The organism is Undibacterium sp. Ji83W (assembly GCF_049340385.1).
Taxonomy (GTDB): Bacteria; Pseudomonadota; Gammaproteobacteria; order Burkholderiales; family Burkholderiaceae_D; genus Undibacterium.
Window position 1 is genome coordinate 435,531 of record NZ_JBMPOZ010000001.1, and the last position, 26,402, is coordinate 461,932.

The window sequence follows — 26,402 nt, forward strand, 5'->3', positions numbered from 1 at the left end:
CAGTCGTACGATAGTACGGCGAGCATCGCAGGCCCAAAATAGCGTCGCGCAGTAACTTAATCAGAGATTCCTTTATTTAGTAGCTGAATAAACCTGCTTACCTGCCACCCAGGTTTGCAAGACCTTGATCTTGTAAATATCCGCAGCAGGCATGTTCAGCATATCCTGATCGATAAGGATAAAGTCTGCCCACTTGCCTGCCTCCAGCGTACCAAGCGTATTTTCCTGATGTGCGGCATAGGCAGCATCAAGGGTAAAGCAACGCAAGGCTTCTTCCAATGTCATGGCTTGATTGGCATACCAGCCTTGCGCAGGCTTGCCCGCCATGTCCTGTCGTGTGACCGCTGCATGCACGCCCCAGAATGGATTGGGGGATTCTATCGGGAAGTCAGAACCACAGGCGATGCGTGAACCCTGCTTCAGGAAGCTGCGCCAGGCATAAGCCCCCTTGATGCGCTCTGCCCCTACCCTGTCTTCAGCCATATTCATATCAGATGTCGCATGGGTGGGCTGCATGGAGGGCAATATCCCCAGTTGTTTGAAACGTGGAATATCATCCTGCGCCACGACTTGCGCATGCTCTATACGATGGCGCAAGCTGGCAGAAGCTGACGCTGGCAAGCGGGCAAAGCCATCCAGTATCTGACGATTGCCGGCATCACCAATCGCGTGCACATTCACCTGATATCCCTTGCTGGCTGCTTTTTCTATCATGGCGTACATTTCATCGGCAGTTTTGAACAGCAGGCCATGGGTATGCGGCGCATCTGAATACGGTGCCATCAAAGCTGCACCACGACTGCCAAGTGCGCCATCAGCAAACAGTTTTACTGCGCGCAGAGAATAAAAATCACGTCCATATGTCAGCAAAGGGCCTTGCTGCGAAACTTTGTCGAAAAAACCATCAGTACCGCGCACCATGCCATAGATGCGCGTCGTCAATTTGCCCTGATCTGCATATTCACGGAATAACTTATCGGCAGATTCTGAAACACCGGCATCATGCACACTGGTGACACCAACCTTTGCCAATTCCAGCAAGGCCAGATCCAGGGCAGCCCTTTGCTCGGCATTCGATGCGGGTGGCACTACCTTGTCGACCAGACGCATGGCGGCATCAACGAGGATGCCGGTAGGTTTGCCCTGGGCATCTTTTTCTATCTTGCCACCTGCAGGGTCAGACGTAGTTTCAGTAATGCCTGCCAGTTGCAAAGTCTTGCTATTGGCCCAGCCAGCGTGGCCATCAACCCTCGATAACCAGACCGGACGGTCTTTGATTACGACATCAATTTCTTGCGCAGTCGGAAAACGCCCCAACTTCCAGTTGGCCTGGTTCCATTCACCACCGATGATCCACTGGTTCAAAGGGAAGCGGCGTGCATAGTCAGCAATTGCCTGTTGCGCCTCCGCCAGATTGGCAGTAGCGCGCAAACCCAGTTGCATCTGGCTCGCACCCAGGCTGAGTACATGACCATGCGCATCTATCATGCCTGGCAACAGGGTTTTACCTCCGCCATCCACATGTTTAGCCTTGGGCAATTTGCTTGCCAGGTCAGCCACTTTACCAATCCCGATAATCTTGCCAGCATCATCAAAAGCCAGAGCTTGAAATTGCTGCAGCTTCCCCTCCTGATTCAAGGTGTAGCCGCGAACATTATCGATAATCGTGTCGGCAGTTGCCAGACCTGCACTCACAATAGTAAAAACCGCAGCAAGTGCCAAAATCAGGGGTTTCAATGTGCTTTGCATAGATCACGTCCAGATTGAATAGATACGTCGATGAGGGTGTGTATTGTATTTCAATATTCTTTAGAACCTGCTTGCGATCTTACTGCGCGAGTGTGATCGAGGCTCATGTGCTGCTCAAAATGCTCATGTACTAAAGTACATTCCGCTTTTTGTGCTGCTCTTCACCCCGCTGACACTCGCTCGCGACAGATCGCAAACAGGTTCTTAGCAACACTCGTTTTGCAGCAGCCTATATTTCACTGTCATATAGCTTAAACATTAAATTACCAAACCAGGAAAAAATGCATTTTAAAAGTACTTAAATACATTTACTTATATTTTGGATAAAGTTGAAAGAATTTGAACCCACTTACTTATGGGCAAAGGTGAAATCCAGCAGGATATGCATGTAACAGATGTAAAACTTGTCATTCAGCTGACATTTTTCTTGACGCTGCAAACTGCACTTGCGTACACTCACACGATTCTGCAATCCACGTCGACTATGGTCGATTAGACAATTCATTGCCTATGAAACGATTCCGACTAAGCTCCCCAAGCATATTGACCGCCGCCTTACTGGCTGGCCTGGCACCTCAACTATGTCTTGCAGACGCACCGCCCCCAGTTTTTGCCCTGGTATCCGCACCAGAAACCACCAGCACAGTACAAGCTGCCGCCGCCAGTCAAGCCGTCAATCTGGAATTGCCAGCTGACGTAGCCAATTTTGATTACACCGACAAAACCACAGACTTGTGGGAACGAGTACGCGCAGGTTATGCCATCCCCGATCTGGAAAACCAGCTGGTAAGCAATCAACTGGCCTGGTATGGCACCCGCACAGAATATATTTTGCGCACAGTGCAGCGGGGTTCACGCTATCTCTACCATGTGGTCGAAGAGCTGGAAAAGCGCGGCATGCCAACTGAACTGGCTCTGCTGCCATTCATAGAATCTGCTTTTAATCCCCAAGCCATCTCCACTGCCAAAGCAACTGGCATGTGGCAATTCATGGCAGCGACAGGTCGTGACTTCAACCTCAAGCAAACCATGTTCAAGGATGACAGGCGTGGTGTATTGGACTCTACCGATGCCGCCCTGAATTATCTGGAAAAACTGTACGGCATGTTTGGCGACTGGCAACTGGCGCTGGCAGCGTACAACTGGGGCGAAGGCTCAGTCCAGCGCGCCATCAAGAAACAACAGGCACAAGGCTTGCCAATAGACTTCCAGAGTCTGTCAGTGCATATGCCGAATGAAACAAAGAACTATCTGCCAAAACTGCAGGCCGTTAAAAACATCATAGGTCATCCGGAACAATTCAATCTGGCACTGCCCAAGCTGGATAATCAGCCATACTTTGTCTCAGTTGAAAAAACCCGTGATATTGATGTGCGTGTTGCTGCACAGTTGGCGGAGTTGCCACTCGATGAATTTACAGCGCTGAATCCGCAGTTCAGCCGACCTGTCATTACCGGCGGTAGCAATACCAAGATTTTGCTACCAACTGACAATGCAGTCCTGTTTAAAGAAAATCTGAACAAATGGCAAGGCCCGCTGTCGAGCTGGTCTGCCCATACTGTACAAAAAACCGAACGCGTAGAAGCGCTGGCGACAAAACTGGGGCTCAAGCCTGAGGTTATACGCGAAGTGAATTTCATTCCGGCGAAGATGATGGTGAAAGCAGGCTCGACCTTGCTGGTACCAAAATCCTCCAAAACGCCAGATCATGATATTTCTTTGGAAATCGCCGAGAAAGCACAACTGGTCATAGAAAAAACCTCTACCCGCCAGGTCAGCTACAAGGTAAGCAAGCACGATAACCTGGCTGGTATTGCAAAACGTTTCCGCGTCAGCGTTGCCGAATTAAAAACCTGGAACCATCTGAAGCGTGAAAACGTCGCCCATGGCCAGACTTTGCACATACAAACGCCAGTTGTCACCCAGGTCAACCAGACCAATATACTGGCAAGTGCAGGCAGCCGCCGTGCAGCACCTGCACCTAAAATCGTCCATCGCTCAGCTGCACCTGCACGCCATGGCAAGACTCTGCTTGCCAACCTGAAGGCAGGCAAAAAGAAACACAGTTGATCAAGCTGGCCAGGTAGTGTCACCTAAGCCGGGCCAATTTGTCAGTATCCATACAAAATTCAAAGTCCTCACATGCAAATGTGGGGACTTTGAACTCCAACAGACTTCCTTCACACCAGCACACACAAGCCTATCCTGCAGCCAGGATTAGCTGTACTGTAATTCACACCTCCGCAACAGGCCTTGCTCTCTCTACCGGACCTTGATAACGACCTTGCCTTTTGCCCGTCCACTTTCAACATAAGCCATTGCTTCATTACTGGCTTCAAATGGAAATACCTTGTCTATCACCGGACGTATTGCCCCGGCATCAATAAGAGAAGTAATCTCGCGCAATTGCCTGCCATGCGCTCTCATGAACAGGAAAGAGTAGCTTATATTGCGACGCCCGGCTTTTCTCCTGACGCCAAAACTCAACATGCGCATGATCAATTTCACGAACCACGGCGCGCCAATTTCTTCTGCAAACGCTGTATCCGGTGGTCCGGAAATTGAAATGAGTTTTCCACCGGGTTTTAGTATTTGCAGCGATTTCTCCAGGGTCTTTGCATCCTGGCTATTCAACACCACATCATAATCGTGCAAGATTTTCTCGAAATCGTCTCTCTTGTAATCGACCACGACATCTGCGCCCAGACTCTTCACCAGATCAATATTAGCAGTACTGGTTGTGGTGGCGACAAATGCACCCAGATGCTTCGCCAATTGAATCGCAAATGTCCCCACGCCACCTGAACCAGCCTGGATGAACACCTTTTGCCCTGGTTTCAAATTGGCTTTTTCAACCAGCGCTTGCCAGGCCGTTAAACCCACCAACGGGATAGAGGCAGCCTCTTCCATGCTCAGTGACGCTGGTTTCATCGCCAGCGAATCTTCCTTGATGGCGATAAATTCTGCAAAGGCACCTATCCTGAAGTCATCTGGCCGGGCATAAACCTCATCACCCAACTTGAACTGCCGTACTTTGGAACCCACTTTGACTACGACCCCGGCTGCATCATGGCCCAGAATGAGTGGCAAGCGGTAAGGCAGGATGAGTTTGAATTCACCGTCGCGTATCTTGGCATCCAGCAGGTTGACGGCGGCGGCATGAACCTGGACCAGGACTTCATCCTCCCGTATCTCCGGAACTGGCATTTGACCAATTCGCAACGCACTCTTTTTTTGGTAGCGATCGACAATGGCAGCTTTCATCATGGGTATTACTCCAATTATTAAAAATAAGGTTTCTGGCAAAAATCAGTTCAACATCTACTGGTGCGATAGCTTTGCATATCATTTCCGGCCTGCATCAGACGATCACGGAACAAGAAGCAAGAAGCAAGAACTAAGCACCGCACCTAAGCTTCGAGCCTGAGGTCTTTTCGTATCCCCGCATCCATCAGACTAGCTGGTGCAAATGTGCGCAACAAGCGCAAGCGATACGCCAGGCTGCCTGCGGTGTAACGCAATTTGGGATGCTGCACGCTGGCAGCCTTCAACACAGTCTCAGCCACGACTTCGGGCCCCTCAGCTGTTTCCATTACTTCTTTAATCCTCCTGTTCACTGCGGCACGAATTTCGCGATACTCTTCCATCTTGGTGTCAGGTTCCAGCATGTTCGAGTCGAATGCTGTTTTGGTGTATGCAGGCTCTATCACTGTGACGCGGATACCTCTGGTGCGCAGTTCATGGTCCAGGGATTCGGAATAAGCTTCGACCGCATGCTTGGTCGCAGCATACAAAGCCCCGTAAGGCATGGGCAAAAAGCCCAACACTGAACCGATGTTGATAATGCGACCGGTACCCTGGCGTCGCATATGCGGCACGACTGCCTGTGTTACCCGCAAGAGTCCGAAAAAATTCGTATCAAAAATCGCCTGAGCCTGGGCTATGGAGACCTCTTCGGCACCGGCAGGAGCAATGCCTATCCCGGCATTGTTGACAAGCAAGTCTATGCGGCCACTCAAACGTATCACCTCATTGACAGCTGCGGCTACAGATTCATCGCTGGTCACGTCCAATGACAACATGTCGTAGGATCGTTCGCCCGTTGCAGCTCCCCGGCGGCTGGTGCCGTAGACTTGATAACCTGCTTTTGCCAGGCTACTGGCAGTAGCTTCGCCTATGCCCTGCGAGGCACCTGTCACCAACGCAATTTTTTTACTCATCATATTCTCCAATCTATATGGTCTGTGTATTCAATGGGTAGCAAGACTTTAATTTCACAATAAAATATGACGAACATCATATTTTAAAACAAACAAAAACCAGCATAAGCTGGCAAACATTTACCTCAATCAAATATTCGCTGGGGCAAGTTTTTCCCGCGCTGCCTCTAGAAAGCTTTCAGACAACTTGGGGTCATCAACAGCACGTGCCAGCAACATGGTACCCACCATGGTGGCAACCATCATCAATGCCTGCTCATGCGCACCTGGCTGCCCCCAGTCTGGCAGCTGACGCGCTACGACATCTATCATCTCTTTGATGCGACGGGTAGCCGCACGCCGCACCTCTGGTGCCTGCCTGGGCATCTCTGAGCCCAGAGCACTCACTGGACAACCAGTTTCTATGCTGGCGAAATGTTCTTTCGACAAATAGGCCTGCACCAGTGCCCGCAATGCCTGCTCTGGAGGCACGGCAGCAGCAATGCGGGTAGAAGCAGCTACCGCCTCTGCACCCGCTCTATCTGCAGCCTCGGCCAGCAATGCCTCGCGTGAGGCAAAGTGACTGTAGAAGCCACCGTGTGTCAAGCCGGCCTCCTTCATGAGGTCAGCGACACCGGTGCCATCATAGCCACTACGTCGTATTGCACGCGCAGCAACTTCAACGATACGTTCGTGTGTAATTTCCTTGCGGCTAGCGCCTTTTTGCTTAGATGAATTATTTCCCATGATGATCATCATATACCATTTCAGAAAAATGTGCTGGACAGCACATTAAAAAAGATCCGGAACTCAATTCATCGGCAGACTGATGCCTGCGACCTGACTAGCTTTTTAGCGGGGAATACGGATATAGGCGGATTGGTGACATTGCATGTGTCACGCTTGCCAAGAATAACTTTGTCAGTCATGCAAACAAAAAAGGGTTCCAGCTGATACTGGAACCCTTTTTATCAAGCTAAGCTAGCCTAAATTATCAGAAGCTGTAACCCAATGCCACGCAATAGACGACAGGACGGAAATCAATCGTCGTTTTACGCTCGATACTGCCAGTCGTTGCTGTCATGTCTGACTTGACTTTGGCAGCCGCGATGGTTGCAGTAACAGACCAGCGTTCATCGTATTGATATCTGACGCCGACCTGACCGGCCAGGCCGACTGAATCCTTCAAATCAATCTTGGTTGGTCCACCGGTTGCAATATTACCTACTGCAGTCGATTTCGCATCGAAGAACTGGGTGTAGTTCAAACCAAGGCCGACAAAAGGACGGAAAGTATCAGTCGGAGCACCAAAATTGTAGTTAAGGAAGAACGTAGGTGCGCGTTGTTTGACTTTGGAAATAACACCGTAAGGTGCCAAAGTACCACGACCGGTCACTTCATGCTCCGGTGGGATACCAGCCACAAAATCAAAATCGAGATGATCATTGATACGGCGGGAATAGCCCAGTGCCAGCGTAGTGGCATTCTGGACGACCAGACCAGCCGGCTGTGGCGTCAAAAATGACGGGCCATTGCTGGTGAAATCCGGAGACTCGGAATGTACCTGCACATTGATAATACCTGCACGTACGGTATTTTCAAAAGCATGAGCAGAAGAAACGCAGGCCAGACCAAACAGGGCGCTAACGGCGAAATGAATTTTTTTCATGATGGCGTCCTCTCTTATTTAGCCAAAACTTGCTGGAAGAAGGCGCGGGATGCGGCATTACAGAACGGTGGAACCAGAGTACCGTGGTACTGGCTGGCGACCGCTGTTGTCGGATCTACTTTGGCAGCGATAGCAGCATTGATCGCAGCAGTTTTGCTTTGGGCAAAGCCAACTTTAGCTGCAGCAAATGGATCAGCTGCGCTGGTTGGTGCAGAGTCCACATCCAGTACTGTCAAGGCTGCCGCTGGCAAGCCTTTGGCCTGGAAGAAGCCTGCTGTTGCCTGAGTGCTGGCAAAGAACACAGTAGGATCGCCATTACCACCACACAGCATGACTGGTACATTAGGTACGTAGTTACGCAAGTCGTTTCTCACGCCAGCCTTACGGAAAGGATTGGCAGGAGTACAGTTCAAAGGATCTGCAGGATTGACGTTGCAAGGATTTTTCTGCGCATCAGCCAGATAGGTATTGCGATAGCTGGTTTTCACCAGGTTACCGTCACCAAAGAAAGCAGCAAATGCAGGAGAAGATGGACCTGGCAGAGAGTCTTTGGCAAACATGGCATACGCTGGCAATTTACCAGTCGTGAACAAGTCATTGAAAGTCAATGCGCCTGGCAACAGTGTTTCTATGCCGGTGGCGTATTTGTCTTCATAGACTTCGTTCGGGCTAGAGTACAAACCACCATAGGATTTTTGCCAGCTGGTTGTGATCAGCGGGATAAATACCGTGCCACCTGCGTTCGGGCTACCAGCAAAAGTTGCGTCACCCAGCAAGGACATGGCGTATGGACCGGACATACCAGCCAACGCGCTTACCTTGAATTCGGATGCATAAGTCGTTTGCATGGCGCGTTGCGTTGCCATGGCAACGTGACCACCTTGTGAATAACCACTGATGACCAGCTTGCCAGAATCTTGCGCACCGATAGTAGCGAAAGCCTTGCGTGCAGCACGCAGGGAATCGACCATATCATTGGCTTGTTGCTCAGCATTCAGGTAAGGATGATAAGTCAGTGCAGAAGTATCGTAGCCTGCGTAGTTAGGTGCAACGACGATGAAACCTTGCGCTGCATACATGGCGGCCATCAGGATGGCTTCTGAGTTATCACGCAGATTGGCCATGTTGAAGGATTTTTCTACTGTCGTGCCATGGGCATACAGGATGACCGGACGTGGGCCGGTACATGCAGGGTCGCTGCCGGATGGAACCATGATGGCACCAGTTGCGTCAGTCGCTTCATTAGCGCCGCCAACTGTGATGTACTTCATGTAGTAAGTACTGATTTCGCACTTCGGCGCACCTGTGATTTGTGTCAAACCAGGTTTGGCCGCATCCAGCGAAGCCTTGAAAACGACAGGATCAAGCTTGGTCAATGCCGGACCACTTGCCTGGGGAATAGGCACCAGTACAGGTGGATTGGCGACCAGAGTGCCGCGGGTAGGTGTGTTATCGATGACTGGACCAGCACTACCACCGCCGCCGCAAGCCGTTAAAACGGCAGCAGAAAGCAGACCCAGTGCTATGTGAGTTTGACGCATTGTTGTCTCCTGTTAAGTATTTTTTTGCAAGTCAGTAGATTTAACCAGCACCATATAAAAATGGAACGAGCGTTCTAAAACTTAGCAAGTAGTATGTCATTTACGCAATTTGATGAATAGCGAAAATTTCACATCTAGAGTAAACACTCTTAAAAAATTAGCCTGAACTTGCCCCATGGATTTTCCATGCGGGGCAAATACAACACTCTTAAAAAATCATTGAAAAAGTGAGCTTGCACGCTTCCCTTTTTCCGGGCGGCAAGTATACCTTTTTCACCACCCAAATAAGCGCTTTGATTCAGATATTTTTATGCTTTAGTCCTGCGCCACTGTCACTACTGCATTCACCGCTACAGTGTTCACTTCTGGCTCATGGTAAGCAAAATAAGCTTTCGCCTTTTTGCCCAGATTATCCAGATAAGTATAGGCAATCGGCACGACCAGCAAAGTCAGCAGCGTCGAGGTGATGATGCCACCTATCACTGCCCTGCCCATTGGCGCCTGGGTTTCTGCACCATCACTGATACCCATGGCCATGGGCAACATGCCAAAGATCATAGCCAGCGTCGTCATCATGATAGGACGCAAGCGTACCTGACCGGCGGCCAGCACCGCATCAAACTGGCTCATGCCCTGCTTTTGCGCCTGATTGATAAAATCAACCAGCAAAATCGCATTCTTGGTCACCAGGCCCATCAGCATGATGAAACCGATGATGGAGAAAATATTCAGGGTACTGCCGGTAATCAGCAAAGCCAGCAACACACCGATCAAGGAAAACGGTAAGGCCGTCATGATCGCCAGTGGTTGCAGGAAGCTACCAAATTGCGAAGCCAGGATCAGGTAAATAAAGATCACGGCTATACCCAGCGCTGCCACGGCAGCACTGAAAGACTCTTGCATTTCCCTGGTCTGGCCGCCGATATCAAAACGATAGCCGGGTGGCAGCTCTATGGTCTTCACAAGTTTTTGCACTTCAGCACCCACGTCACCAGCAGGACGCCCTTCGACGTTGGCATAGATCGCCGCCCTGCGTTGCAAGTCCTGACGTTTGATCACGCGCGGACTGGTGCTGGGAACAAATTGCACGACCTGGCGCAAAGGCACCATCATGGGTTTGCCATTTGCATCTATCTTGCTGCTGGCCAGTGACAAATCTGCCAGGTCAGAAATTTTTTGCCTGCCTGATTTGGGCAATTGCACATTGATTTCATAATTCTGGCCATCCGGTGCCAGCCATTGTCCCAAGGTGTCGCCTGCAACAAATGGACGCAGAGCTGAACCTATCTGCTGCACCGACAAGCCCAGGTCATTGGCCAATTCATTATTGACCTTGACCAGTACAGTTGGATTAGCCCCTGTCAAACTGCTCTCAAGGTCAGCAATGCCTTTGATGCCTGCCATTTTTTTCATGACGCTATCGATGACATCTTGCAGCTTGTCGGCATCTGGCCCAAGTATCGCAACATAAATAGGCTTGTCAAAACCAACGGCCATTTCTATGCCAGGTATGCTTTTCAGGCGCTCACGGATTTGCATCTCCATCTGTTTTTGCGATTTGCGATGGCTGATGCGCTTTTCGCTGAGCTTCATATTGATTTGCGCGGTATTTCTTTCATTCTCGATACCGACCGAAGTATTGATGGTCTGGATATCTTTCATCTCTTTCAGAACAGCCTCGACCTGACGGGTCTTATCATCGGTATATTGCAGGCTGGAGCCAACCGGGGTTTTGAGGTTGATGGTGATCTGGCCTTCATCAGCCTCAGGTACGAATTCGGTACCTATCATGGGCACGAGGAAAATACTGCCGACAAAAAGTGAAGTCGCCAGCAACAAGGTGGTTTTACGTTTGCGCAAAACCAGTTGCAATAACTTGCCATAGATGACGTGCAGCTTGTCGATGACATGTTCTATGCCGCCCATGAATTTCGCCAGCCACGGCAAGCGCTTGAAGCGCCCCTCTTCGGGATCACGCCACACTGAAGACAACATGGGGTCAAGCGTAAAGCTGACGAACAGCGACACCAGCACTGCCACGGTCACCGTAATACCGAACTGGAAAAAGAATTTACCTATCATGCCCTGCATGAAAGCCACAGGCACGAACACGGCAACAATGGCAAAGGTCGTTGCCATGACAGCCAGGCCGATTTCATTGGTGCCATCTTCTGCCGCCTGCTTGTGCCCCTTGCCCATGCCCAGATGCCGCACGATATTTTCCCGCACCACAATCGCATCATCAATCAGCAAACCTATGCACAGCGACAGCGCCATCATGGTCAGGAAGTTCAGGGTAAAACCAAAAGCCTTGAGCGCGATAAAGGTGGCAATCACCGAGATAGGCAAAGTCAGGCCAGTGATGATGGTGCTGCGCCAGGAATGCAGGAACAGGAAGACGATCAACACCGTCAGGCCCGCCCCTTCGAGTATGGTTTCTTTCACGCCATCAAGAGAGTGTCTGACAAAATCAGCATTGTTTTCACTGACTGTCATTTGCACATCCTTGGGCAGGCGTGTTTTGAGATCAGCAATCGCTTCCACGATGCCATCACCGACCTCAACGATATTCGCATCCTGTATCTTGCTGATGGCAACGGCAACCGACCTTTGCCCGTTCACGCGTGAGATAGAATATTCTTCCTTTTCACCATCCTGTACTTCTGCGATCTGTTCCAGATAGACAGGTGCGCCAGCGCGGCGGGCGACGATGATTTTATTGAAGCCTCGCGTATCTGCTATCTTGGCTTCCAGCCTGACCAGTTGATCTTGTGAGCCACGGGTGATCAAACCTGCTGGCATGTTTTGATTGGTGGTTTGTATCGCAGTCAGCACCTCATTGACGCCGATATGATTGGCTGCCATGCGGTCAGGCAAGAGTTTGACCTGCACCTGGCGCACCACTGCACCGCGCACATCGACCCTGCCCACACCTGGTACGCTTTGCAATTTCTTGACGATGATCTGATCCGTCATATTCGACAGATCACGCAAGCTGCGTTCGCCAGAACTGATCGCCATTTGCACGACCGGGCGGCCATTACCATCGCCACCCTTGACGATGAACGGATCTTTTACATCACGCGGGAAGCTGGGGCGTATCTGGGCAACTTTATCGCGCACTTCCTGCAAGACCTTGTCACCATTCACTGACAACTGGAACTCTATCCAGATACCGGCACGGCCTTCATAAGAACTGGCCATGATGCGCTTGACGCCGCTAATGGTGTTGACGACATTTTCTACCGGCTTGGTGATGTCATTCTCAACGATCTCTGGGGAAGCGCCAGGATACATCACTTCCATCCAGACGCCGGGCGACTCAACATTAGGCATGTTTTCCAGGCCCAGGCCTTTATAGGAAAAAATACCCAGCACCATCAGGCCGACCATGATCATGGTGGCAAACACCGGGTTTTGTATACTTACTTTGGTCATCCACATGGCTTAGACTTTCGACGCTGCGCTGGACTTGGGCATCTTCACCTTGCTACCGGCTTTTACCCCGTCGAGGCGGGAAGAAATCAACACGGCACCAGCTTCCAGCCCCTGCACAATTTGCACCTTGCCTTCGTCATCGCTGCGCAAACCAAGCTTGACGGTTTGCATCTTCACCTGCTCATTGATGATTTGATAGACAACATCACTACCATTCACTTGCCGCACCGCTGTCAGTGGTACTGTCGTGGCCGCAGCAGATTTTTCCAATACCAGACTGCCCTTGGCGAACATGCCGCCGCGCAATGCTGCATCTGCATTATCAACAGCGACATACACCATCATGGAACGTGAACCAGCTTCTGTCGCAGGATTAATGCGTGCCACCTTGCCGACAAATTCACGTCCACCAAAGCCATCTACCTGGAACATCACTTTTTGTCCCGCCTTGACTCTGGGAATTTCACTGGCGGGCACTTGCGCCTCCAGCGTCATATGACTGAGATTGACGATGCTGTACAGCGCGGTATCTGGAGAAACTTTTTCACCCGGCTGCACATGGCGCTTGCTGATGAAACCATCCAGTGGCGAGCGCACCAGGGTATCCGCCAATGCCAGTTGCGCCACCTGTTTTTGTGACATTGCAGACTTCAGGCTGGCCTGTGCCAGCTCCAGGCCATTGTGCGTCGTGTCAAAAGCATTTTGCGAAATATAGTTTTGCTTTAGCAAGGTCTCATTCGATACCCTGTTCTTTTGTGCCAGTGCGAGTCTGGCCTGGGCTTCATCCACTGCAGCTTCTTGCGTGGTCAGGCGCGCATGCAAATCTGCGGCCGTAAAACGGGCAATGATCTGACCTTTTTGTACTGCCACGCCTTCTTGCAAGGGTGCTTCTGCCACTTCGGCTATGACCTTGGCACGTACGGTGACCTGACTATCTGGCACCAGCGAACCAGAGATGGGTAATTGCGCCGATAATTCCTTGAGTTCAGCGCTGGTGATGTCGGCTGCAGCCAATTCATAAACTACTTCCTTGTCTGCCTGTTTTTTTTCATTGGTGCTGGCCTGTGCAGTCATCTTGCTGGAATAGACCATCCAAAGTGCACTGCAAATTGCCACGACAACAACAGTCATGACAGGGGTGCGCCATTGAATTTGGCCCTGGGCATTACGAAAATGAAATTTGTTTTGCATGATGAAGATAATCCAGTGTATTTGCGCTGTATCCGCTCTGCCGCCAGGCAGGCCAGACTTAGAGGCTTAGGCAAAATTAAGATGGCTAGGCGTCGCCGACGAAGACAGTACTTCAGTACGGCAAGGCGGCACAACAACGCCAGGTTAATTTTGCAACAGCTTCGTTGTTTAGCGGTTTGACTGAAATGTAGATGATAAGTTCATCAAATAATAGTCAAAAAAAAGGCCTGCATCAGCAGGCCTCTTAAAATTTCAATTTAGTATTAGCAGTCAGCTCACTTCAGCTCATTTGTCCTGCTTGCCTGCATGCAGCCATGCATCGAGTGACAACTTGCCAGGCCCAAAACTAACCAGCACCAGCAATAATATGCCCCAGTAAAAATGCGAATTGACTGCCGCCGGGCATTCCAGCTCAAACAACTGCGGATAAGAAACCACGGCCATCAGATTCACTGCAAACAAAGCCAGGGCTGCCGGGCGGGAAAAAATACCCAGTGCCAGCAAGACAGGTAAAACCAATTCCCCGCCCGCCCCCATCCAGGCTGCCAACTCAGGCGGTATGATGGGCACCATATATTCTTCGCGGAACAGGGACAAGGTGGACTGCCAGTCAGCGATTTTCACCAGGCCAGCCTTAAAAAACTGCCAGCCGACAAATAACCTGAGGGCCAGGCTAAGGGCTGAACCGCCCCAGGCACTGAGCTTGTCATCAAAACGGGTACTCAGGCCATGAAAGTATTGCAGGGTGTTATACATAAAAATTCTCCAATTTAGTCTCCTGCAACTTAGTCAGCCAGTTGATGGATTCCTTACAGCTGATTGTCAGGAAATTTGAATTTGGCAAATAATCCGGCGGCAAACCAGGATTGCAGATGAGCATTGATCTCAAACTCGCTATCTGCATCCAGCGCTATTTCAAGGACTGTACCCAGACGACTGCCCTGCTGCAAGGCAGTCAATGCCAGCCAGGCTGGCTTGTTTATCGCCTGCAATTCGACTGACCAGTTATTTCTGCAAACAAGGCCGTAGCAAATCTGCCTGATATTTTCGGGCAATCCTGCATCAGTCCCTGTTTCAGTATTTGCTTGATGGGCAAGCCAGATGGCGACGCTATCCCATTCTGAAGTGTACAAGCTGACTGCGGGATGAAATTCCAATTGCACGGCCTGCACATCCTGCCCTGAAGCAGCCACACCCTGTAGCAAGTCAGCCAGGCTGATGACATTTGCATCAGCTGCATAATAGGCAGCATGTATCTGCCATTCCAGCGCGGCGACATCAGGAAAATAAGGATAATCTGCAGCATCCGGTATGGTTTTCAGGAATTCTGCCAGCTTTGCGCCAAACTGGTTCAGGTCACCAGATTCTGAAGGGCAGGCGCGGCCAAAAGCGCGCACCACTTGCTCGAAATAATCATTACCCACCAATTGATAAAGTACGGGGTAGGCATTCTTTAATGCCGATGTCCAGATCGCTGTGAGGTTGCCGCGGTACAAGGCCAGTCTGTCATCCTGAAATGGGTGCGTATGAAATAAAGCGGAAGCCTGCACCGGGCTGGATGGTTGCAGCAATGCCAGGGCAAATTGCTCCTGTATTTCAGCCAGGGTATATGGATCTCTCATCGCATTCATTATGCAACGGCTACATCTTTAGCAGTCAATGTTGCGAGAATTTGCCTGGCTTTATTTGCTTCATTCAACAACACAGGCAAGTCAGGAATAGCTGTATCCCACTCTATTAAAACCGGGATACCGGCAGGCAGCATCTTACCTGCCTGTTTAAACAATTCCCACACAGGATCAGCAACCTGGCTGCCATGATCGTCGACCAGGCAGATATCGGTTTGCAAATGACCTGCCAGATGAATTTCACCTATCGCGCCAACTGGCAAATCGGCCATGATACGCAAGGCCTGCAGCGCATCTTCTCCATGATTATGTTGATTCACATACAGATTATTAATGTCCAGCAGGACACCGCAACCAGTACGCTTGACCAGTGCGGCAAGGAATTCGGCTTCCGACATATCGTCCTGGGCAAAACGCAGGTAGGTCGAGACGTTTTCTACCAAAACCTGTCTTTGCAAACGCGATTGCAATTCATCGACACGCTGGCATACCAAGTTGAGGGCGCTTTGCATCAATGGCAAAGGCAAGAGGTCATTCAAATGCCTGCCAGCAATTGCTCCCCAGCATAGGTGCTCAGAAACCAGGGCAGGCTCAGTGCGCTCTATCAAACGCTGCAAGCGGCTAATATGGCTATCAGAATAGCCGGATGCCGATCCCAAACCCATGCCTACACCATGCAGGCTTAAAGGATAATCACGGCGCAATGTTTGCAGTACATGCAAATCATAGCCGCCATCACCAAAATAATTTTCTGAATGCACCTCCAGCCAGTCGGCAGATACCGATGCAGACTCAGTTGCAAGTTCCGTTGCAAGTTCAGTTGCAGATGCATGCAGAAAATCACGATAGTGTTGAGTGCGCAAACCCACGCCCACCCCTTGCAGGGTCGACGTGGGTTTATTGTTTGCGCGAGCCGTATCAATCAAAATAAATCAATCAAAATCAATCAAAATAAGACGGGCTCACGGAAGCACGAAATACTCAGGATTTAGGGGCTTCCAGTTTGCCACCCATTTTTTCGCATGAACCGGCTGGGACTTTTTTCCATTCACCTGGATCATTGTCTTTCTTGGATTGACCAGCGCAAGAATGGGAACCGGATTTAGTGGCGCAGTCATTTTGACCTGCTTTGGAAATACCAAAGCATTTCTCTGTCTTGACTGGATCAGCAGCCATTGCCATGCTGGAACCCAACAAACCTGCCAGTGCGACTGCAACCATTGCTTTATTACTCATGTTCATCTCCTGTTAAAAGTGCAAAACATCCCACATGGGAAAATTTGAAACTACAGCCTATAGTCGGTGCAGGTAAAGCAAACTTACAAAATTTCGTAAAATATTTTCAGTCACGCTACCTGCACTATCTTCTACGCAGCACATTTTCGATTGGATTCAGGCGGCGATCAGATTATCCTACTAGCTTATGACATTTTTTCAAGCTAAAAGTTTCTATATGCTCAACTTGACACAAGAATTGCGACAAAGTATCCAGGATTTATCTATGGAACAAATCAATATCAGCCGTTTTTGCCAAATCTGGCGAGGCCAGACTGCCTTATTAACTGATTTGCCACCGCAGTTTGGCGAGGTCATGGAAAACCTCTTGAGCCGGCTGGAGTCACGCAGCCTGTTCACAGAAGAAAGCTGCTCTTTCAGCCAGGCAGACCTGATTGCCCAGTTGGGAATGTGGCTGGAGAAAGCCAATGCAGCCAATACGCGCCTTGCGCCCGGCAAAATAGTGTAAGCTGCGTCCCTTTTATTGCAGGATCGAGGAATTTATATGCAAAGCCTGAGTTTTAGCCTGGAAGGCGAATACGTGGAACTGAACCAGTTATTGAAACTGGTTGGTCTGTGCGAAAGCGGCGGCGCTGGCAAAGCTATCGTTGCCAGCGGTGATGTCAGTGTTGACGGTGAGCAGGAATTGCGCAAGACGGCAAAAATCCGCGCTGGCCAGGTCGTCAGCCTGGGCGATATAGAAATCCGGGTTCAGGCTGGTTGAACTTGAGCGGTATTGACAGCAGTAGTAATAGCATCATCGGCAAGCTTTTCAGGATTGCTTGCCATGAAGCGTGCCAGCATATTATCCATGGTATCGACATGATGCTCGAACCATAATGGCAATTCTTCTGCCAGGCGCGTAGCCAGATCGGCCTCACCCAATTCCACCCTGCGCCTGACTTCTTGCATGACTTCCAGCACGGCCTCATGTTCCTGCCTGTGACAGCCAGCAGGTGGGAAGGCAGTTTCTATCATCCACTGGTTCTCTTGCTCAAAATGGGCGATGGAATGCACGATCAGGGCATCCAGCCTGGCCACGAAAGTAGTCGGATTATCTTCAGACAATGCCGCGCAGAGTTCGACAAACTCTTTATGGGTTTCGTCCATGGGTTCATAGCTGAGGCTGAGGCGATCAGACCAGCCCCAAGAATTTTGTTCCATGCTTAATCCAGATATTGTGAAATGGCGAGATTATCGCTGATAGTCGGACAACTTGCTTGCGCACGATCATATGTCATGCATCACCACAAACAAAAAAGCGCGCCATCAGCGCGCTTCTTGAAGATCTGCTTTATATCTACTTACCACTACCCGCTAATAAACAATCAAGCCGTGGTGTTGATATTCCTGCCCAGATTAGGTGGCAGATTGGCGACAGACTTGTTATCAGACACTGCTTCTATCAATGCAGTTGCACTTTCAGCCGTAATATCATTGGCTTTTTTCAAAACAGCAATACTCACTGCTTGACTAGTACCTACATCAGCCAATGTCGTTGCCACGCTGGCAATACCGGTTACATCCATGACAATTCTCCTTATCTGTCTACTTAAGATAACGGCGGCTTAAGTAAAGTCTTTAGGAAAATTTCAGATTTTTTTTAATATCTTGTTTTGCATCGCAACAAGAATCCAATCCAGCACCCCTTGTGGCTGATTCAAATCCAGCCATTGCAGGCCAGTACGCAAATCGGCAGGGGCGGCAACATCGGAGGCAACCACTACTATATGAGCATCGTCCGGGTAAATTGCTGACTTGCCAAGGGCTGGACGAAAAACCTCAATCTTGGGCATGGCTTCCCATTTATAACCTTCTACCAGCGTCAAGTCTGCCTGTGACAGACGTGCCAGCAGTTCATCCAGCGGTGGTTCTGCCTCTTGCCGCAGTTCATGGGCAATCACATAGCGATAAGGCGATGCCAGCAAGACATCTTGCGCACCAGCAAGACGCAGGCGTGAGCTGTCTTTTTGCGGTGGTTCTATCGTGACATCATGATGACTGTGCTTGACGATATTAATCTTATGCCCTGCAGCCGTCAGTTCCTTGACAAGATACTCAAGCAAACTGGTTTTGCCGCTGCCTGACCACCCTATCACGCCCAGTATTTGCCCCGCCTCAGTCACATCATTCTTTTCGCCGCTAGTCACTCTGCTCTCCAAATCTTCAAATTCAGCATATGCATATAACTTACGAGTATGAACCAGTTACTGCCTCGTCATTCCATAGTCATATTTAAATGTAACAATTGTCACATTGCAATATTTTACAGGTTATCAGTATGCGTTTTCCACACAGGCTCTGGCCTTTTTGTTTTGCCCTGCTTTGCTTTTTGTTTGCCCTGAATGTACAGGCGCAAGGCAATGTTATCGTCGTCGGGCAGGCAATCGACTTGTCCGGACCGAATGGTAGCATTGGCCGTGACTATGTGGCAGGCATTACCACTTACTTTGACAGCATCAATGTAAATGGTGGCATAGGCGGCAAGCGGATTAAATATCTGGTGCGCGATGATCAGGGCAACCCGGCGGTCTCGGCGCAAGCAGTCAGCGATTTGCTGGAAAAAGACAAGGCAGATTACCTGCTTGGCGGCATAGGCGCGGCTGTGACAGATGCCGTGCTGGCCAATGCCAGGTTTTCACAAAGCGGGCAAACCCTTTTCGCCCCGCTGGTAGCATCAGTCAAAACTTATAATTCACGCGTGCTGTTCTGGCGTCCCAGTCCTGAGCAAGAGATGCAATATATCTTCTCTTATTTCGACAAGCTGGGCATCAAGAGCGTGGGCATTGCTTATCAGGAAAACGCCCTGAACCAGGACATGTACCAATATGTCGTTGCCGAGTTGCGCAAGCGCAATATGCTCATGAGCGGCCTGGTACGCATAGGTGCCTCCCCCGCCGATATGGAAAGAGAATCTGCCGTGCTGGCCAGATCCAACCCCGGCATCGTGATTGCCATTGCAGATACCTTGGGCACTGGCGTATTTTTGAAAGAATTCAGAAAACACGCTCCGCGCACCTTTGTTGCCGGCATGTCACTCATCAATCTTGATACCCTGGCAGAAGTCGCTGGCCCCAAGGCATTGGAATGGACCGTGTTTTCACAGGTAGTGCCCAACCCGCTGAGCAAGAAGTCACTGATACAGATAGATCATAGCAATATGATGAAAAAATTCAGGGATGAAGATCTGTCTGCGCTGACATTTGAAGGCTTCATGGTCGCCAAAACCCTGGTCAAAGCCATACAGACTGGCAAACCGGGGCGCGATGCCCTGCAAGCCTTGGCGCAAAAGAATATTGTTGACCTGGGTGGCGTTACCCTGAGTCCATCGGAGACGACACGCCGCATGTCCAATTATGTCGATATGGCACTTTTCAGAAAAGGCGGGGGACTGCTGTTTTAAACGTCTTTAAACGTTTTAATTGCAAATAATACATTCATACAAAAAACGACATATATCGCCGTAAATAGATAAGGTTTTTTGACATCATCATGATTTTAGAATAAAGTGCTGCGCTGCAACAAAAGAATTTCAGGTTTGCTTATCCAGTAAATAAAGAAATCTCGTTGCGTTATTCAAAAATCAATCAGGTACAACATGTTTAATAAAAAAATTATCGCCGCTGCTCTGGCAATTTCCGGTTTGTTTATCGGCACAACTGCAAATGCAGAGTTTTATGCTGGCGCCACTGTAGGCCAGGCTCGCTGGAATATGGATTGCGCAGGCACATCTAGCTGCAAAACCAATGACACCTCTTTCAACATCCTGGGTGGTTACAACTTCAACCCTCATTGGGGTATTGAAGGCAGTTACTACAATCTGGGTACAGTCAAAGCCAATGTCTATGGCATCGCTGCAGAAATGAAAGCAACCGGCATTGACCTGGCAGGCACATACCGCGCCCAACTCGGCAATAACTGGGGCCTGTTCACCAAACTGGGTCTGGCTTATTCCAAAGGCGAAGCAACTGCTGCCTTCAATAATGTCCGTGGTTCCACCAACAAAAATTCTGCCCAAGTCATGGTCGGTGTAGGTGCAACTTATGCATTCACGCCTAACTTCGCAGCACGTGCTGAAATCGCCAGCCGCAAAGTTGACTTTGTTGGCGGCGACGGCAACATCACTAACTTCAACGTTGGTGTTCAGGCCTCGTTCTAATATGGCGATATTGAGCTTGATTTAATTTATCTGGCTCGACTCCCAATAAAAAAACCTCTCTGACATTTGCAAGAGAGGTTTTTTTGCATCTGGATCAGGCTAATCAATTAGCCACTACATCAACCAATACGTCAACCGATGCACCAACCAATACATCAGCCACTATTGCGCAAGCCTGCAGCAATGCCATTGATGGACAAATGTATGCCACGACGCACGCGTTCATCTTCATCACCATTACGATAACGCTCCAGCAATTCCACCTGCACATGGTTCAAAGGTGACAGATAAGGGAAGCGGTTACGTATAGAACGTGCCAGCAATGGATTCGCTGCCAGCAATTCATCCTGACCTGAGATAGCCTTCAGTATGTCTATCGTTGCTTCATGTTCAGCCTGTATGCGCGGGAAGATGCGGTTACGCAAAGATTCATCCTTGACCAGTTGTGCATAGCGGCTGGCGATGCCTATATCGCTCTTGGCCAGTACCATTTCCATATTCGATAACACGGTACTAAAGAAAGACCATTCATTAAACATCGCTTGCAAGGTCTGCAAACCGGTATCAGGATGTGCCTTCAGGTAAGCTTGTACCGCAGAGCCAAAACCAAACCAGCCCGGCAACATCAAACGACATTGTGACCAGCTGAATACCCACGGAATCGCTCGCAAGTCTTCTATCGCTGTCGATTTTTTTCGTGATGCCGGACGGCTGCCTATGTTCAAACCCGCGATCTCGGAAATCACTGTCGATTCCCAGAAATACTGCTCGAAACCTTCCGTTTCATACACCAGATTACGGTAGGCTTTGAAGGCATGATCAGACAATTCTTCCATCACCGATAAAAATTCTGGCTTGGGCGCAGTTTCGGTATAAGCCAGCAAACTGGCTTCCATGGTGGCTGCAGCCAGCACTTCCAGGTTGCGGCGACCGACTTCAGGGTTACCATACTTGGCGGTAATCACTTCGCCTTGTTCAGTCAAACGGATTTGCCCCTGTACTGCACCAGCGGGTTGCGCCAGGATGGCCTGATAACTGGGGCCACCACCACGACCTACTGAACCACCACGACCGTGGAACAGGCGCAAACGCACCTGATGTTTAGCGAACACGTCAATAAGGTCAAGCTCAGCCTTGTACAACTCCCAGCCTGAAGTCAAAAAGCCACCATCCTTGTTACTGTCTGAGTACCCAAGCATGACTTCTTGCGCATTGCTGCGGCTGGCCAGCAGACGTGCATAAGCTGGTATGCCAAACAATCTGTCCATCACAGGTGCGCTATTTTGCAAATCGCCTATGGTTTCAAACAACGGGATGATATTCACATCCACACGCCCTTCAGCCGGGTGCAGCAAACCAGACTCTTTCAGGAGCAAGGCCAGTTCCAGCATGTCAGACACGCCATCGGTTTTGGAGATAATGCAATTCGGCACCGCGCCTTTGCCATAACGCTTTTGCGCGGTACAGGCGGCGCGGTAGATTGCCAGTTCTGATTGTGTTTCTTCAGAATATGTCAGGTAAGGCGAAGCCAGTGGGCGGGCTGAACTGATTTCCTTGATCAATACTTCTATGCGCTGGTCTTCATTCAAATCCAGATACTTCATTTCAGGATTGGCGGCTTGCAGTAACTCATGCACTACGCGTTCATGCACATCTGAATTCTGGCGTAAATCCACAGGTGCCAGATAAAAACCGAATACCTTGACTGCACGGCGCAAGTGACGCAAACGGCCGCGCGTGATTGCCGCAGAACCATGGTCATACAGCGAGTGATGCACTATATCAAGATCAGCGGCCAGTTCTTCTGCTGTCGCATAAGGTTCGGCGACACCACTGGGGTGTATGACTGGTTCCAGGTCCAGCAATTGTTTGTAGGTGGCAGACAAGCGCGCATACACACCACTGATGGCCAAGCGATAAGGCTCATCAGAGCGATGCGGTGAATGATCGGGCGAACGTTGCGCCAGGGCCAGCAAATCGTCAGAGACTTTCACCAGCAAATTTGCCATCGATAATTGCGAACCCAGGGTATGCAATTCATCCAGATAGAATTTAAAGGCACGGGTAGCCTGCATGGCCAGGGTTTTTTCCAGCACAGTGGCTGTGACGAATGGGTTACCGTCACGGTCACCACCTATCCAGCTACCCATTTTCATGAAGCTTGGCAGTTCTGTTTGCGTCAATGCGGCATCCTTGCTTGCCAACAGGTCTTCGAGGCCAGCATACAGATGCGGCAATTCTCGCAGGAAGGTGTAGTCATAAAAACTCAGACCATTTTCCACTTCATCCAGCACCGACAATTTGGAAGTACGCAGCATGCGTGTCTGCCACAAGGTCAGCACAGCGCGTCCCAAAGCCTCTTCATTCGCAGCGGATTCTTCCGGTGTCAACTGCATGCGGTCGCGTTCATCCAGCAAGCGAGTAATCACCATCTGGCAATTCAAGATACTCTTGCGCTGCACTTCAGTTGGGTGTGCCGTCAATACCGGGAACACTTGCGCAGTCTCAAAAAAATCCAGCAACTGCTGGCTGCTGTGGCCAGTGTTATACAAAGCTTCTATAGTATGTGCCAGACTACCCTGGCGAGGCGCGGAACCTGCGATCAAATGAGCACGGGTGCGGCGTATATGATGCTGATCTTCTGCCAGATTCACCAGATGTGAAAAATAACTGAAGGCGCGTATGACTTGCGTGGTCTGGTCATTGGTCAGTGTATCGAGTGTGGTTTCCAGCTCGGCGCGCGCAGCCTCATCGGCATCACGGCGAAAACGTATGGAATTCTGGCGCACCTGTTCGATGAGATCGAATACTTCATCACCATGCTGGTTTCTTACCGTATCGCCTAATATGCGGCCTAGTCTGCGTATATCCTCACGCAGGCTCTGGTCTTTGTCGTCACTGATATCGTTCATTTTTAATTGAGGGTGTAGGTGGGCGTTCATGCTGACAAATTCTACGGTAAGAAAAAAAACAGATCGATGAAAATTCTTGTGCGCCTGGCTGCGGCAATATATTTGCAGTGTCAAAGACGCAGCGCTACAGAGTAAGCAGCTGCCTTGACAGCATGCTTGCATCACAATTTGCAACTTGATATATCAAGTTGACTGAGGCTTAGTTACAACAATAGTTACAACAATATTTACAACAACTTGGTTTGAATAAATGAGCTAAGCAGCTTTTTTCAATTTATGACTGCGGCCAACTGCCATCAACAAACCTTTGGTTGAGCTATCGTAGTCTTCCTTGACTGCACTTGGATCAAGACTGATCAATTGCTGCGCCAGCGATTTACCCAGCTCCACACCCCATTGATCAAAGGCATTGATATCCCAGATCACGGATTGCACAAACACCTTGTGTTCATACAGCGCAATCAAGGCACCCAAAGAACGTGGCGTCAAAGAATCCAGCAAAACTGTCGAGGTCGGGCGATTACCTTCAAACACACGGGGTGCCAGCACTTTTTCAGGCAAGTCACCAAGTTCGGCGCGCACTTCCTGCATGCTCTTGCCCCAGGCCATGGCCTTGGATTGCGCAAAACAATTTGCCAGCAAAGCCTGGTTATGACCGGGCAAACCAGCATCATCATCTGCCACCACGATAAAGTCGGTAGGGATAATCGTTGCACCCTGATGCAATAACTGGAAGTAAGCATGCTGGCCATTGGTACCCGCTTCGCCAAACAAGATAGGTGAAGTGGTGTAATCAACCCGCTGGCCTTCACGCGTGACAGACTTGCCATTGCTTTCCATTTCCAGTTGCTGCAAGTAGGCAGGCAAGCGCGTCATACGCTGGTGGTAAGGCGCAATAGACAGGGCTTGCAAGCCAAGGAAATTGATATTCCATACACCTATCAAGGCCATCAATACTGGCAGGTTTTGCTCCAGCGGTGCCTGGGCGAAATGCAGGTCCATTTCATGCGCACCAGCCAGCATTTCTTCAAAACGGTCTGCGCCTACATACAGCGCAATCGACAGGCCAATAGCGCTCCACATGGAATAACGGCCACCAGCCCAGTTCCAGAACGGGAAAACATTTTCAGGCGCAATGCCGAATTCAGCAGCAGCTTTTACATTGGTACTCAGCGCCACGAAATGCTGGCGTATCTGGTCAACCGGGCAACCATGCGACAGCATCCATTCACGTGCGGTGCGGGCATTGGTCAGGGTTTCCATGGTCGCGAAAGTCTTGGATGCGACTACAAACAAGGTCGTTTCAGGGTCAGCATTTGCCAGCGCATCGGCGACATGACGGCCATCGACGTTAGAGACAAAATGCAGGGACAGGTTTTTTTGCGACCATGGTGCCAAAGCGATACAAGCCATTTGCGGGCCAAGGTCAGAACCACCTATGCCGATATTGACTATGGTGCGTATGGCCTTGCCGGTATATCCCTGCCAGCGCCCTTCCCTTACTGCATCGCTGAAGCTGCGCATTTGCGCCAGCACCTGATGCACATCGGCAGCGATGTTTTCACCATTCAAGTCAAAGGACTCACCTTTAGGCAAGCGTAATACCGTATGCAGTACTGCCCGGTTTTCCGTCTGGTTGATCGCTTCACCGCGCAGCATCGCATCGCGACGTGACTCCACATCCTGTTGCCTGGCCAGCGCCAGCAAATTCAGCTTTGCTGTCGTGTCTATGCGTTGCTTGGAATAATCCAGCATGATGCCGCAGGCAGAAGCTGAAAAATGCGCAAAGCGCTGAGGATCAGCACGAAACAAATCTTTCAGGTTGGGCATGTTGGTGGCACGTTGCTGCAACAAACCCCAGATAGGAGTACGCGATACGGAAGTGACCATAATCTTGCTTATTTGCGAAAAGTGATTGGTGAAAATGCTTAACAAAAACTGCTAAAATTTTTTATTCAAATCTACGTTTACTTCTTGCCTGCCGCTGCAGCAGCGGCTGCAAGTACACCAATTGCTGCCCAGTCACCTGCATTGATCAGTGAGGCCGGACACATCCACGAACCACCTACGCACAGGATATTTGATTGCTGTAATAGTGCTGGGGTCGCCTCTACCGTAACGCCACCCGTCAGACAAAATTTCACATCAGGGAAAGGGCCACCAAGTGCCTTGGCCATCTTGATGCTGCCAACGATATCGGAAGGGAAAAGTTTGACCACATTGAAGCCATGTTCCAGCGCCAGCATCAGGTCGCTGGCACCACCTACGCCAGGAAAATAAGGCAGGCCAGAATCAGCAGCGGCTTTCGCCAGCACAGGTGTGATGCCGGGGCTGATGCCAAAGGCCGCACCGGTCTCCCTGACCGCATCCAGTTGTGCTTGCGTCAAAATCGTACCTGCACCGACGGTCACTGTCGGACAAGCCTTGACGACTTCACGCAAGACTGTCATCGCATTTGGCGTGCGCAAAGTAATTTCCACAGCTGGCAAACCATTTTCTGCCAGTGTAGTCACGCAGCGTATCGCCTGGTCTACGTCATCAGTAACGAGGATAGGCAGTACGCGGATTTGCTCCAGTTGGGCGATGATGTTTCGCTTGCTCATGCTGATATTCAGGCTCATGATGGGTTTCGCTTTTAGAA

Annotated in this window: 23 protein-coding genes; 5 read left to right on the forward strand and 18 right to left on the reverse strand. The window is 50.1% G+C overall.

What is annotated here, in order from left to right; translation table 11 throughout:
* Positions 1 to 72 precede the first annotated feature (72 nt).
* Positions 73 to 1,749, reverse strand: a complete 1,677-nt coding sequence (locus tag ACO0LD_RS01985) for an amidohydrolase (RefSeq protein WP_423003193.1) — start codon at positions 1,747 to 1,749, stop codon at positions 73 to 75.
* A 510-nt stretch (positions 1,750 to 2,259) separates the two neighbouring features.
* On the opposite strand from ACO0LD_RS01985, the gene ACO0LD_RS01990 reads away from it, so the two are divergent.
* Positions 2,260 to 3,819, forward strand: a complete 1,560-nt coding sequence (locus ACO0LD_RS01990) for a transglycosylase SLT domain-containing protein (protein ID WP_423003195.1) — start codon at positions 2,260 to 2,262, stop codon at positions 3,817 to 3,819.
* Between the two features lie 192 nt (positions 3,820 to 4,011).
* Here ACO0LD_RS01990 and ACO0LD_RS01995 read toward each other — a convergent pair whose 3' ends face one another.
* The 11 genes from ACO0LD_RS01995 to ACO0LD_RS02045 form a co-directional block, all read right to left on the reverse strand.
* Complete coding sequence (locus tag ACO0LD_RS01995) at positions 4,012 to 5,013, reverse strand: NADP-dependent oxidoreductase (protein ID WP_423004068.1); 1,002 nt, start codon at positions 5,011 to 5,013, stop codon at positions 4,012 to 4,014.
* Between the two features lie 146 nt (positions 5,014 to 5,159).
* Positions 5,160 to 5,969, reverse strand: a complete 810-nt coding sequence (locus ACO0LD_RS02000) for an oxidoreductase (RefSeq protein WP_423004070.1) — start codon at positions 5,967 to 5,969, stop codon at positions 5,160 to 5,162.
* A gap of 129 nt (positions 5,970 to 6,098) precedes the next feature.
* Positions 6,099 to 6,707 carry a TetR/AcrR family transcriptional regulator gene (locus ACO0LD_RS02005; protein WP_423003197.1) on the reverse strand — a complete coding sequence of 203 codons (609 nt, stop codon included), beginning with the start codon at positions 6,705 to 6,707 and terminating at the stop codon, positions 6,099 to 6,101.
* Positions 6,708 to 6,942: 235 nt separating this feature from the next.
* Positions 6,943 to 7,617 (reverse strand): OmpW/AlkL family protein, encoded by a 675-nt coding sequence (locus tag ACO0LD_RS02010; protein WP_423003199.1) that lies wholly within the window; start codon positions 7,615 to 7,617, stop codon positions 6,943 to 6,945.
* A 14-nt stretch (positions 7,618 to 7,631) separates the two neighbouring features.
* The gene (locus tag ACO0LD_RS02015; RefSeq protein ID WP_423003201.1) at positions 7,632 to 9,158 is read right to left on the reverse strand and encodes an alpha/beta hydrolase; all 1,527 of its coding nucleotides are present in this window, start codon (positions 9,156 to 9,158) and stop codon (positions 7,632 to 7,634) included.
* Between the two features lie 315 nt (positions 9,159 to 9,473).
* The gene (locus ACO0LD_RS02020) at positions 9,474 to 12,596 is read right to left on the reverse strand and encodes an efflux RND transporter permease subunit (protein WP_423003203.1); all 3,123 of its coding nucleotides are present in this window, start codon (positions 12,594 to 12,596) and stop codon (positions 9,474 to 9,476) included.
* A 9-nt stretch (positions 12,597 to 12,605) separates the two neighbouring features.
* Positions 12,606 to 13,787 carry an efflux RND transporter periplasmic adaptor subunit gene (locus ACO0LD_RS02025; protein ID WP_423003205.1) on the reverse strand — a complete coding sequence of 394 codons (1,182 nt, stop codon included), beginning with the start codon at positions 13,785 to 13,787 and terminating at the stop codon, positions 12,606 to 12,608.
* Positions 13,788 to 14,072: 285 nt separating this feature from the next.
* A complete protein-coding gene (locus ACO0LD_RS02030) occupies positions 14,073 to 14,543 on the reverse strand; it encodes a DoxX family protein (protein WP_423003207.1) in 471 nt (156 codons plus the stop codon).
* A gap of 53 nt (positions 14,544 to 14,596) precedes the next feature.
* Positions 14,597 to 15,418: a putative DNA-binding domain-containing protein gene (locus ACO0LD_RS02035; RefSeq protein ID WP_423003209.1), complete on the reverse strand. Its 822-nt coding sequence runs from the start codon at positions 15,416 to 15,418 to the stop codon at positions 14,597 to 14,599.
* Positions 15,418 to 16,341, reverse strand: a complete 924-nt coding sequence (locus tag ACO0LD_RS02040) for a DUF692 domain-containing protein (protein ID WP_423003211.1) — start codon at positions 16,339 to 16,341, stop codon at positions 15,418 to 15,420. Before ACO0LD_RS02040 ends, ACO0LD_RS02035 begins: the two co-directional genes overlap by 1 nt.
* Positions 16,342 to 16,396: 55 nt before the next feature.
* Entirely contained in the window at positions 16,397 to 16,651 is a 255-nt protein-coding gene (locus ACO0LD_RS02045; protein ID WP_423003213.1) for a DUF2282 domain-containing protein, read from the reverse strand.
* A gap of 265 nt (positions 16,652 to 16,916) precedes the next feature.
* Between ACO0LD_RS02045 and ACO0LD_RS02050 the strand changes: the two genes are divergently transcribed.
* Both ACO0LD_RS02050 and ACO0LD_RS02055 read left to right on the forward strand, forming a co-directional pair.
* A complete protein-coding gene (locus ACO0LD_RS02050) occupies positions 16,917 to 17,159 on the forward strand; it encodes a hypothetical protein (protein ID WP_423003215.1) in 243 nt (80 codons plus the stop codon).
* Between the two features lie 36 nt (positions 17,160 to 17,195).
* Complete coding sequence (locus tag ACO0LD_RS02055) at positions 17,196 to 17,414, forward strand: RNA-binding S4 domain-containing protein (RefSeq protein WP_162041999.1); 219 nt, start codon at positions 17,196 to 17,198, stop codon at positions 17,412 to 17,414.
* On the opposite strand, the gene ACO0LD_RS02060 is transcribed toward ACO0LD_RS02055, so the two are convergent.
* The 3 genes from ACO0LD_RS02060 to mobB form a co-directional block, all read right to left on the reverse strand.
* Positions 17,402 to 17,854 (reverse strand): hemerythrin domain-containing protein, encoded by a 453-nt coding sequence (locus ACO0LD_RS02060; protein ID WP_423003217.1) that lies wholly within the window; start codon positions 17,852 to 17,854, stop codon positions 17,402 to 17,404. The genes ACO0LD_RS02055 and ACO0LD_RS02060 overlap by 13 nt on opposite strands.
* A gap of 164 nt (positions 17,855 to 18,018) precedes the next feature.
* Positions 18,019 to 18,219 carry a YjfB family protein gene (locus ACO0LD_RS02065; RefSeq protein ID WP_423003219.1) on the reverse strand — a complete coding sequence of 67 codons (201 nt, stop codon included), beginning with the start codon at positions 18,217 to 18,219 and terminating at the stop codon, positions 18,019 to 18,021.
* 63 nt (positions 18,220 to 18,282) lie between these two features.
* On the reverse strand, positions 18,283 to 18,840 hold the full coding sequence (gene mobB, locus ACO0LD_RS02070) for a molybdopterin-guanine dinucleotide biosynthesis protein B (RefSeq protein ID WP_423003221.1): 558 nt from the start codon (positions 18,838 to 18,840) through the stop codon (positions 18,283 to 18,285).
* Positions 18,841 to 18,971: 131 nt separating this feature from the next.
* On the opposite strand from mobB, the gene ACO0LD_RS02075 reads away from it, so the two are divergent.
* Positions 18,972 to 20,093, forward strand: coding sequence for an ABC transporter substrate-binding protein (locus tag ACO0LD_RS02075; RefSeq protein ID WP_423003223.1), 1,122 nt, complete (start codon positions 18,972 to 18,974; stop codon positions 20,091 to 20,093).
* 195 nt (positions 20,094 to 20,288) lie between these two features.
* Positions 20,289 to 20,849, forward strand: a complete 561-nt coding sequence (locus ACO0LD_RS02080) for a porin family protein (RefSeq protein WP_423003225.1) — start codon at positions 20,289 to 20,291, stop codon at positions 20,847 to 20,849.
* Between the two features lie 155 nt (positions 20,850 to 21,004).
* On the opposite strand, the gene ppc is transcribed toward ACO0LD_RS02080, so the two are convergent.
* From ppc to eda, 3 genes are all read right to left on the reverse strand, one after another.
* On the reverse strand, positions 21,005 to 23,791 hold the full coding sequence (gene ppc / locus ACO0LD_RS02085) for a phosphoenolpyruvate carboxylase (protein ID WP_423003227.1): 2,787 nt from the start codon (positions 23,789 to 23,791) through the stop codon (positions 21,005 to 21,007).
* 225 nt (positions 23,792 to 24,016) lie between these two features.
* On the reverse strand, positions 24,017 to 25,651 hold the full coding sequence (pgi, locus tag ACO0LD_RS02090; protein ID WP_423003229.1) for a glucose-6-phosphate isomerase: 1,635 nt from the start codon (positions 25,649 to 25,651) through the stop codon (positions 24,017 to 24,019).
* Positions 25,652 to 25,728: 77 nt separating this feature from the next.
* On the reverse strand, positions 25,729 to 26,382 hold the full coding sequence (gene eda, locus ACO0LD_RS02095) for a bifunctional 4-hydroxy-2-oxoglutarate aldolase/2-dehydro-3-deoxy-phosphogluconate aldolase (RefSeq protein WP_423003231.1): 654 nt from the start codon (positions 26,380 to 26,382) through the stop codon (positions 25,729 to 25,731).
* Positions 26,383 to 26,402 lie beyond the last annotated feature (20 nt).

What these genes read in the sequence shown, in the direction of transcription:
- ACO0LD_RS01985 (WP_423003193.1), bottom strand. Translation starts at nt 1,749, where the DNA reads ATGCAAAGCACATTGAAACCCCTGATTTTGGCACTTGCTGCGGTTTTT.
- ACO0LD_RS01990 (WP_423003195.1), top strand. Translation starts at nt 2,260, where the DNA reads ATGAAACGATTCCGACTAAGCTCCCCAAGCATATTGACCGCCGCCTTA.
- ACO0LD_RS01995 (WP_423004068.1), bottom strand. Translation starts at nt 5,013, where the DNA reads ATGAAAGCTGCCATTGTCGATCGCTACCAAAAAAAGAGTGCGTTGCGA.
- ACO0LD_RS02000 (WP_423004070.1), bottom strand. Translation starts at nt 5,969, where the DNA reads ATGAGTAAAAAAATTGCGTTGGTGACAGGTGCCTCGCAGGGCATAGGC.
- ACO0LD_RS02005 (WP_423003197.1), bottom strand. Translation starts at nt 6,707, where the DNA reads ATGATGATCATCATGGGAAATAATTCATCTAAGCAAAAAGGCGCTAGC.
- ACO0LD_RS02010 (WP_423003199.1), bottom strand. Translation starts at nt 7,617, where the DNA reads ATGAAAAAAATTCATTTCGCCGTTAGCGCCCTGTTTGGTCTGGCCTGC.
- ACO0LD_RS02015 (WP_423003201.1), bottom strand. Translation starts at nt 9,158, where the DNA reads ATGCGTCAAACTCACATAGCACTGGGTCTGCTTTCTGCTGCCGTTTTA.
- ACO0LD_RS02020 (WP_423003203.1), bottom strand. Translation starts at nt 12,596, where the DNA reads ATGACCAAAGTAAGTATACAAAACCCGGTGTTTGCCACCATGATCATG.
- ACO0LD_RS02025 (WP_423003205.1), bottom strand. Translation starts at nt 13,787, where the DNA reads ATGCAAAACAAATTTCATTTTCGTAATGCCCAGGGCCAAATTCAATGG.
- ACO0LD_RS02030 (WP_423003207.1), bottom strand. Translation starts at nt 14,543, where the DNA reads ATGTATAACACCCTGCAATACTTTCATGGCCTGAGTACCCGTTTTGAT.
- ACO0LD_RS02035 (WP_423003209.1), bottom strand. Translation starts at nt 15,418, where the DNA reads ATGAATGCGATGAGAGATCCATATACCCTGGCTGAAATACAGGAGCAA.
- ACO0LD_RS02045 (WP_423003213.1), bottom strand. Translation starts at nt 16,651, where the DNA reads ATGAGTAATAAAGCAATGGTTGCAGTCGCACTGGCAGGTTTGTTGGGT.
- ACO0LD_RS02050 (WP_423003215.1), top strand. Translation starts at nt 16,917, where the DNA reads ATGGAACAAATCAATATCAGCCGTTTTTGCCAAATCTGGCGAGGCCAG.
- ACO0LD_RS02055 (WP_162041999.1), top strand. Translation starts at nt 17,196, where the DNA reads ATGCAAAGCCTGAGTTTTAGCCTGGAAGGCGAATACGTGGAACTGAAC.
- ACO0LD_RS02060 (WP_423003217.1), bottom strand. Translation starts at nt 17,854, where the DNA reads ATGGAACAAAATTCTTGGGGCTGGTCTGATCGCCTCAGCCTCAGCTAT.
- ACO0LD_RS02065 (WP_423003219.1), bottom strand. Translation starts at nt 18,219, where the DNA reads ATGGATGTAACCGGTATTGCCAGCGTGGCAACGACATTGGCTGATGTA.
- ACO0LD_RS02075 (WP_423003223.1), top strand. Translation starts at nt 18,972, where the DNA reads ATGCGTTTTCCACACAGGCTCTGGCCTTTTTGTTTTGCCCTGCTTTGC.
- ACO0LD_RS02080 (WP_423003225.1), top strand. Translation starts at nt 20,289, where the DNA reads ATGTTTAATAAAAAAATTATCGCCGCTGCTCTGGCAATTTCCGGTTTG.
- ppc (WP_423003227.1), bottom strand. Translation starts at nt 23,791, where the DNA reads ATGAACGCCCACCTACACCCTCAATTAAAAATGAACGATATCAGTGAC.
- pgi (WP_423003229.1), bottom strand. Translation starts at nt 25,651, where the DNA reads ATGGTCACTTCCGTATCGCGTACTCCTATCTGGGGTTTGTTGCAGCAA.
- eda (WP_423003231.1), bottom strand. Translation starts at nt 26,382, where the DNA reads ATGAGCCTGAATATCAGCATGAGCAAGCGAAACATCATCGCCCAACTG.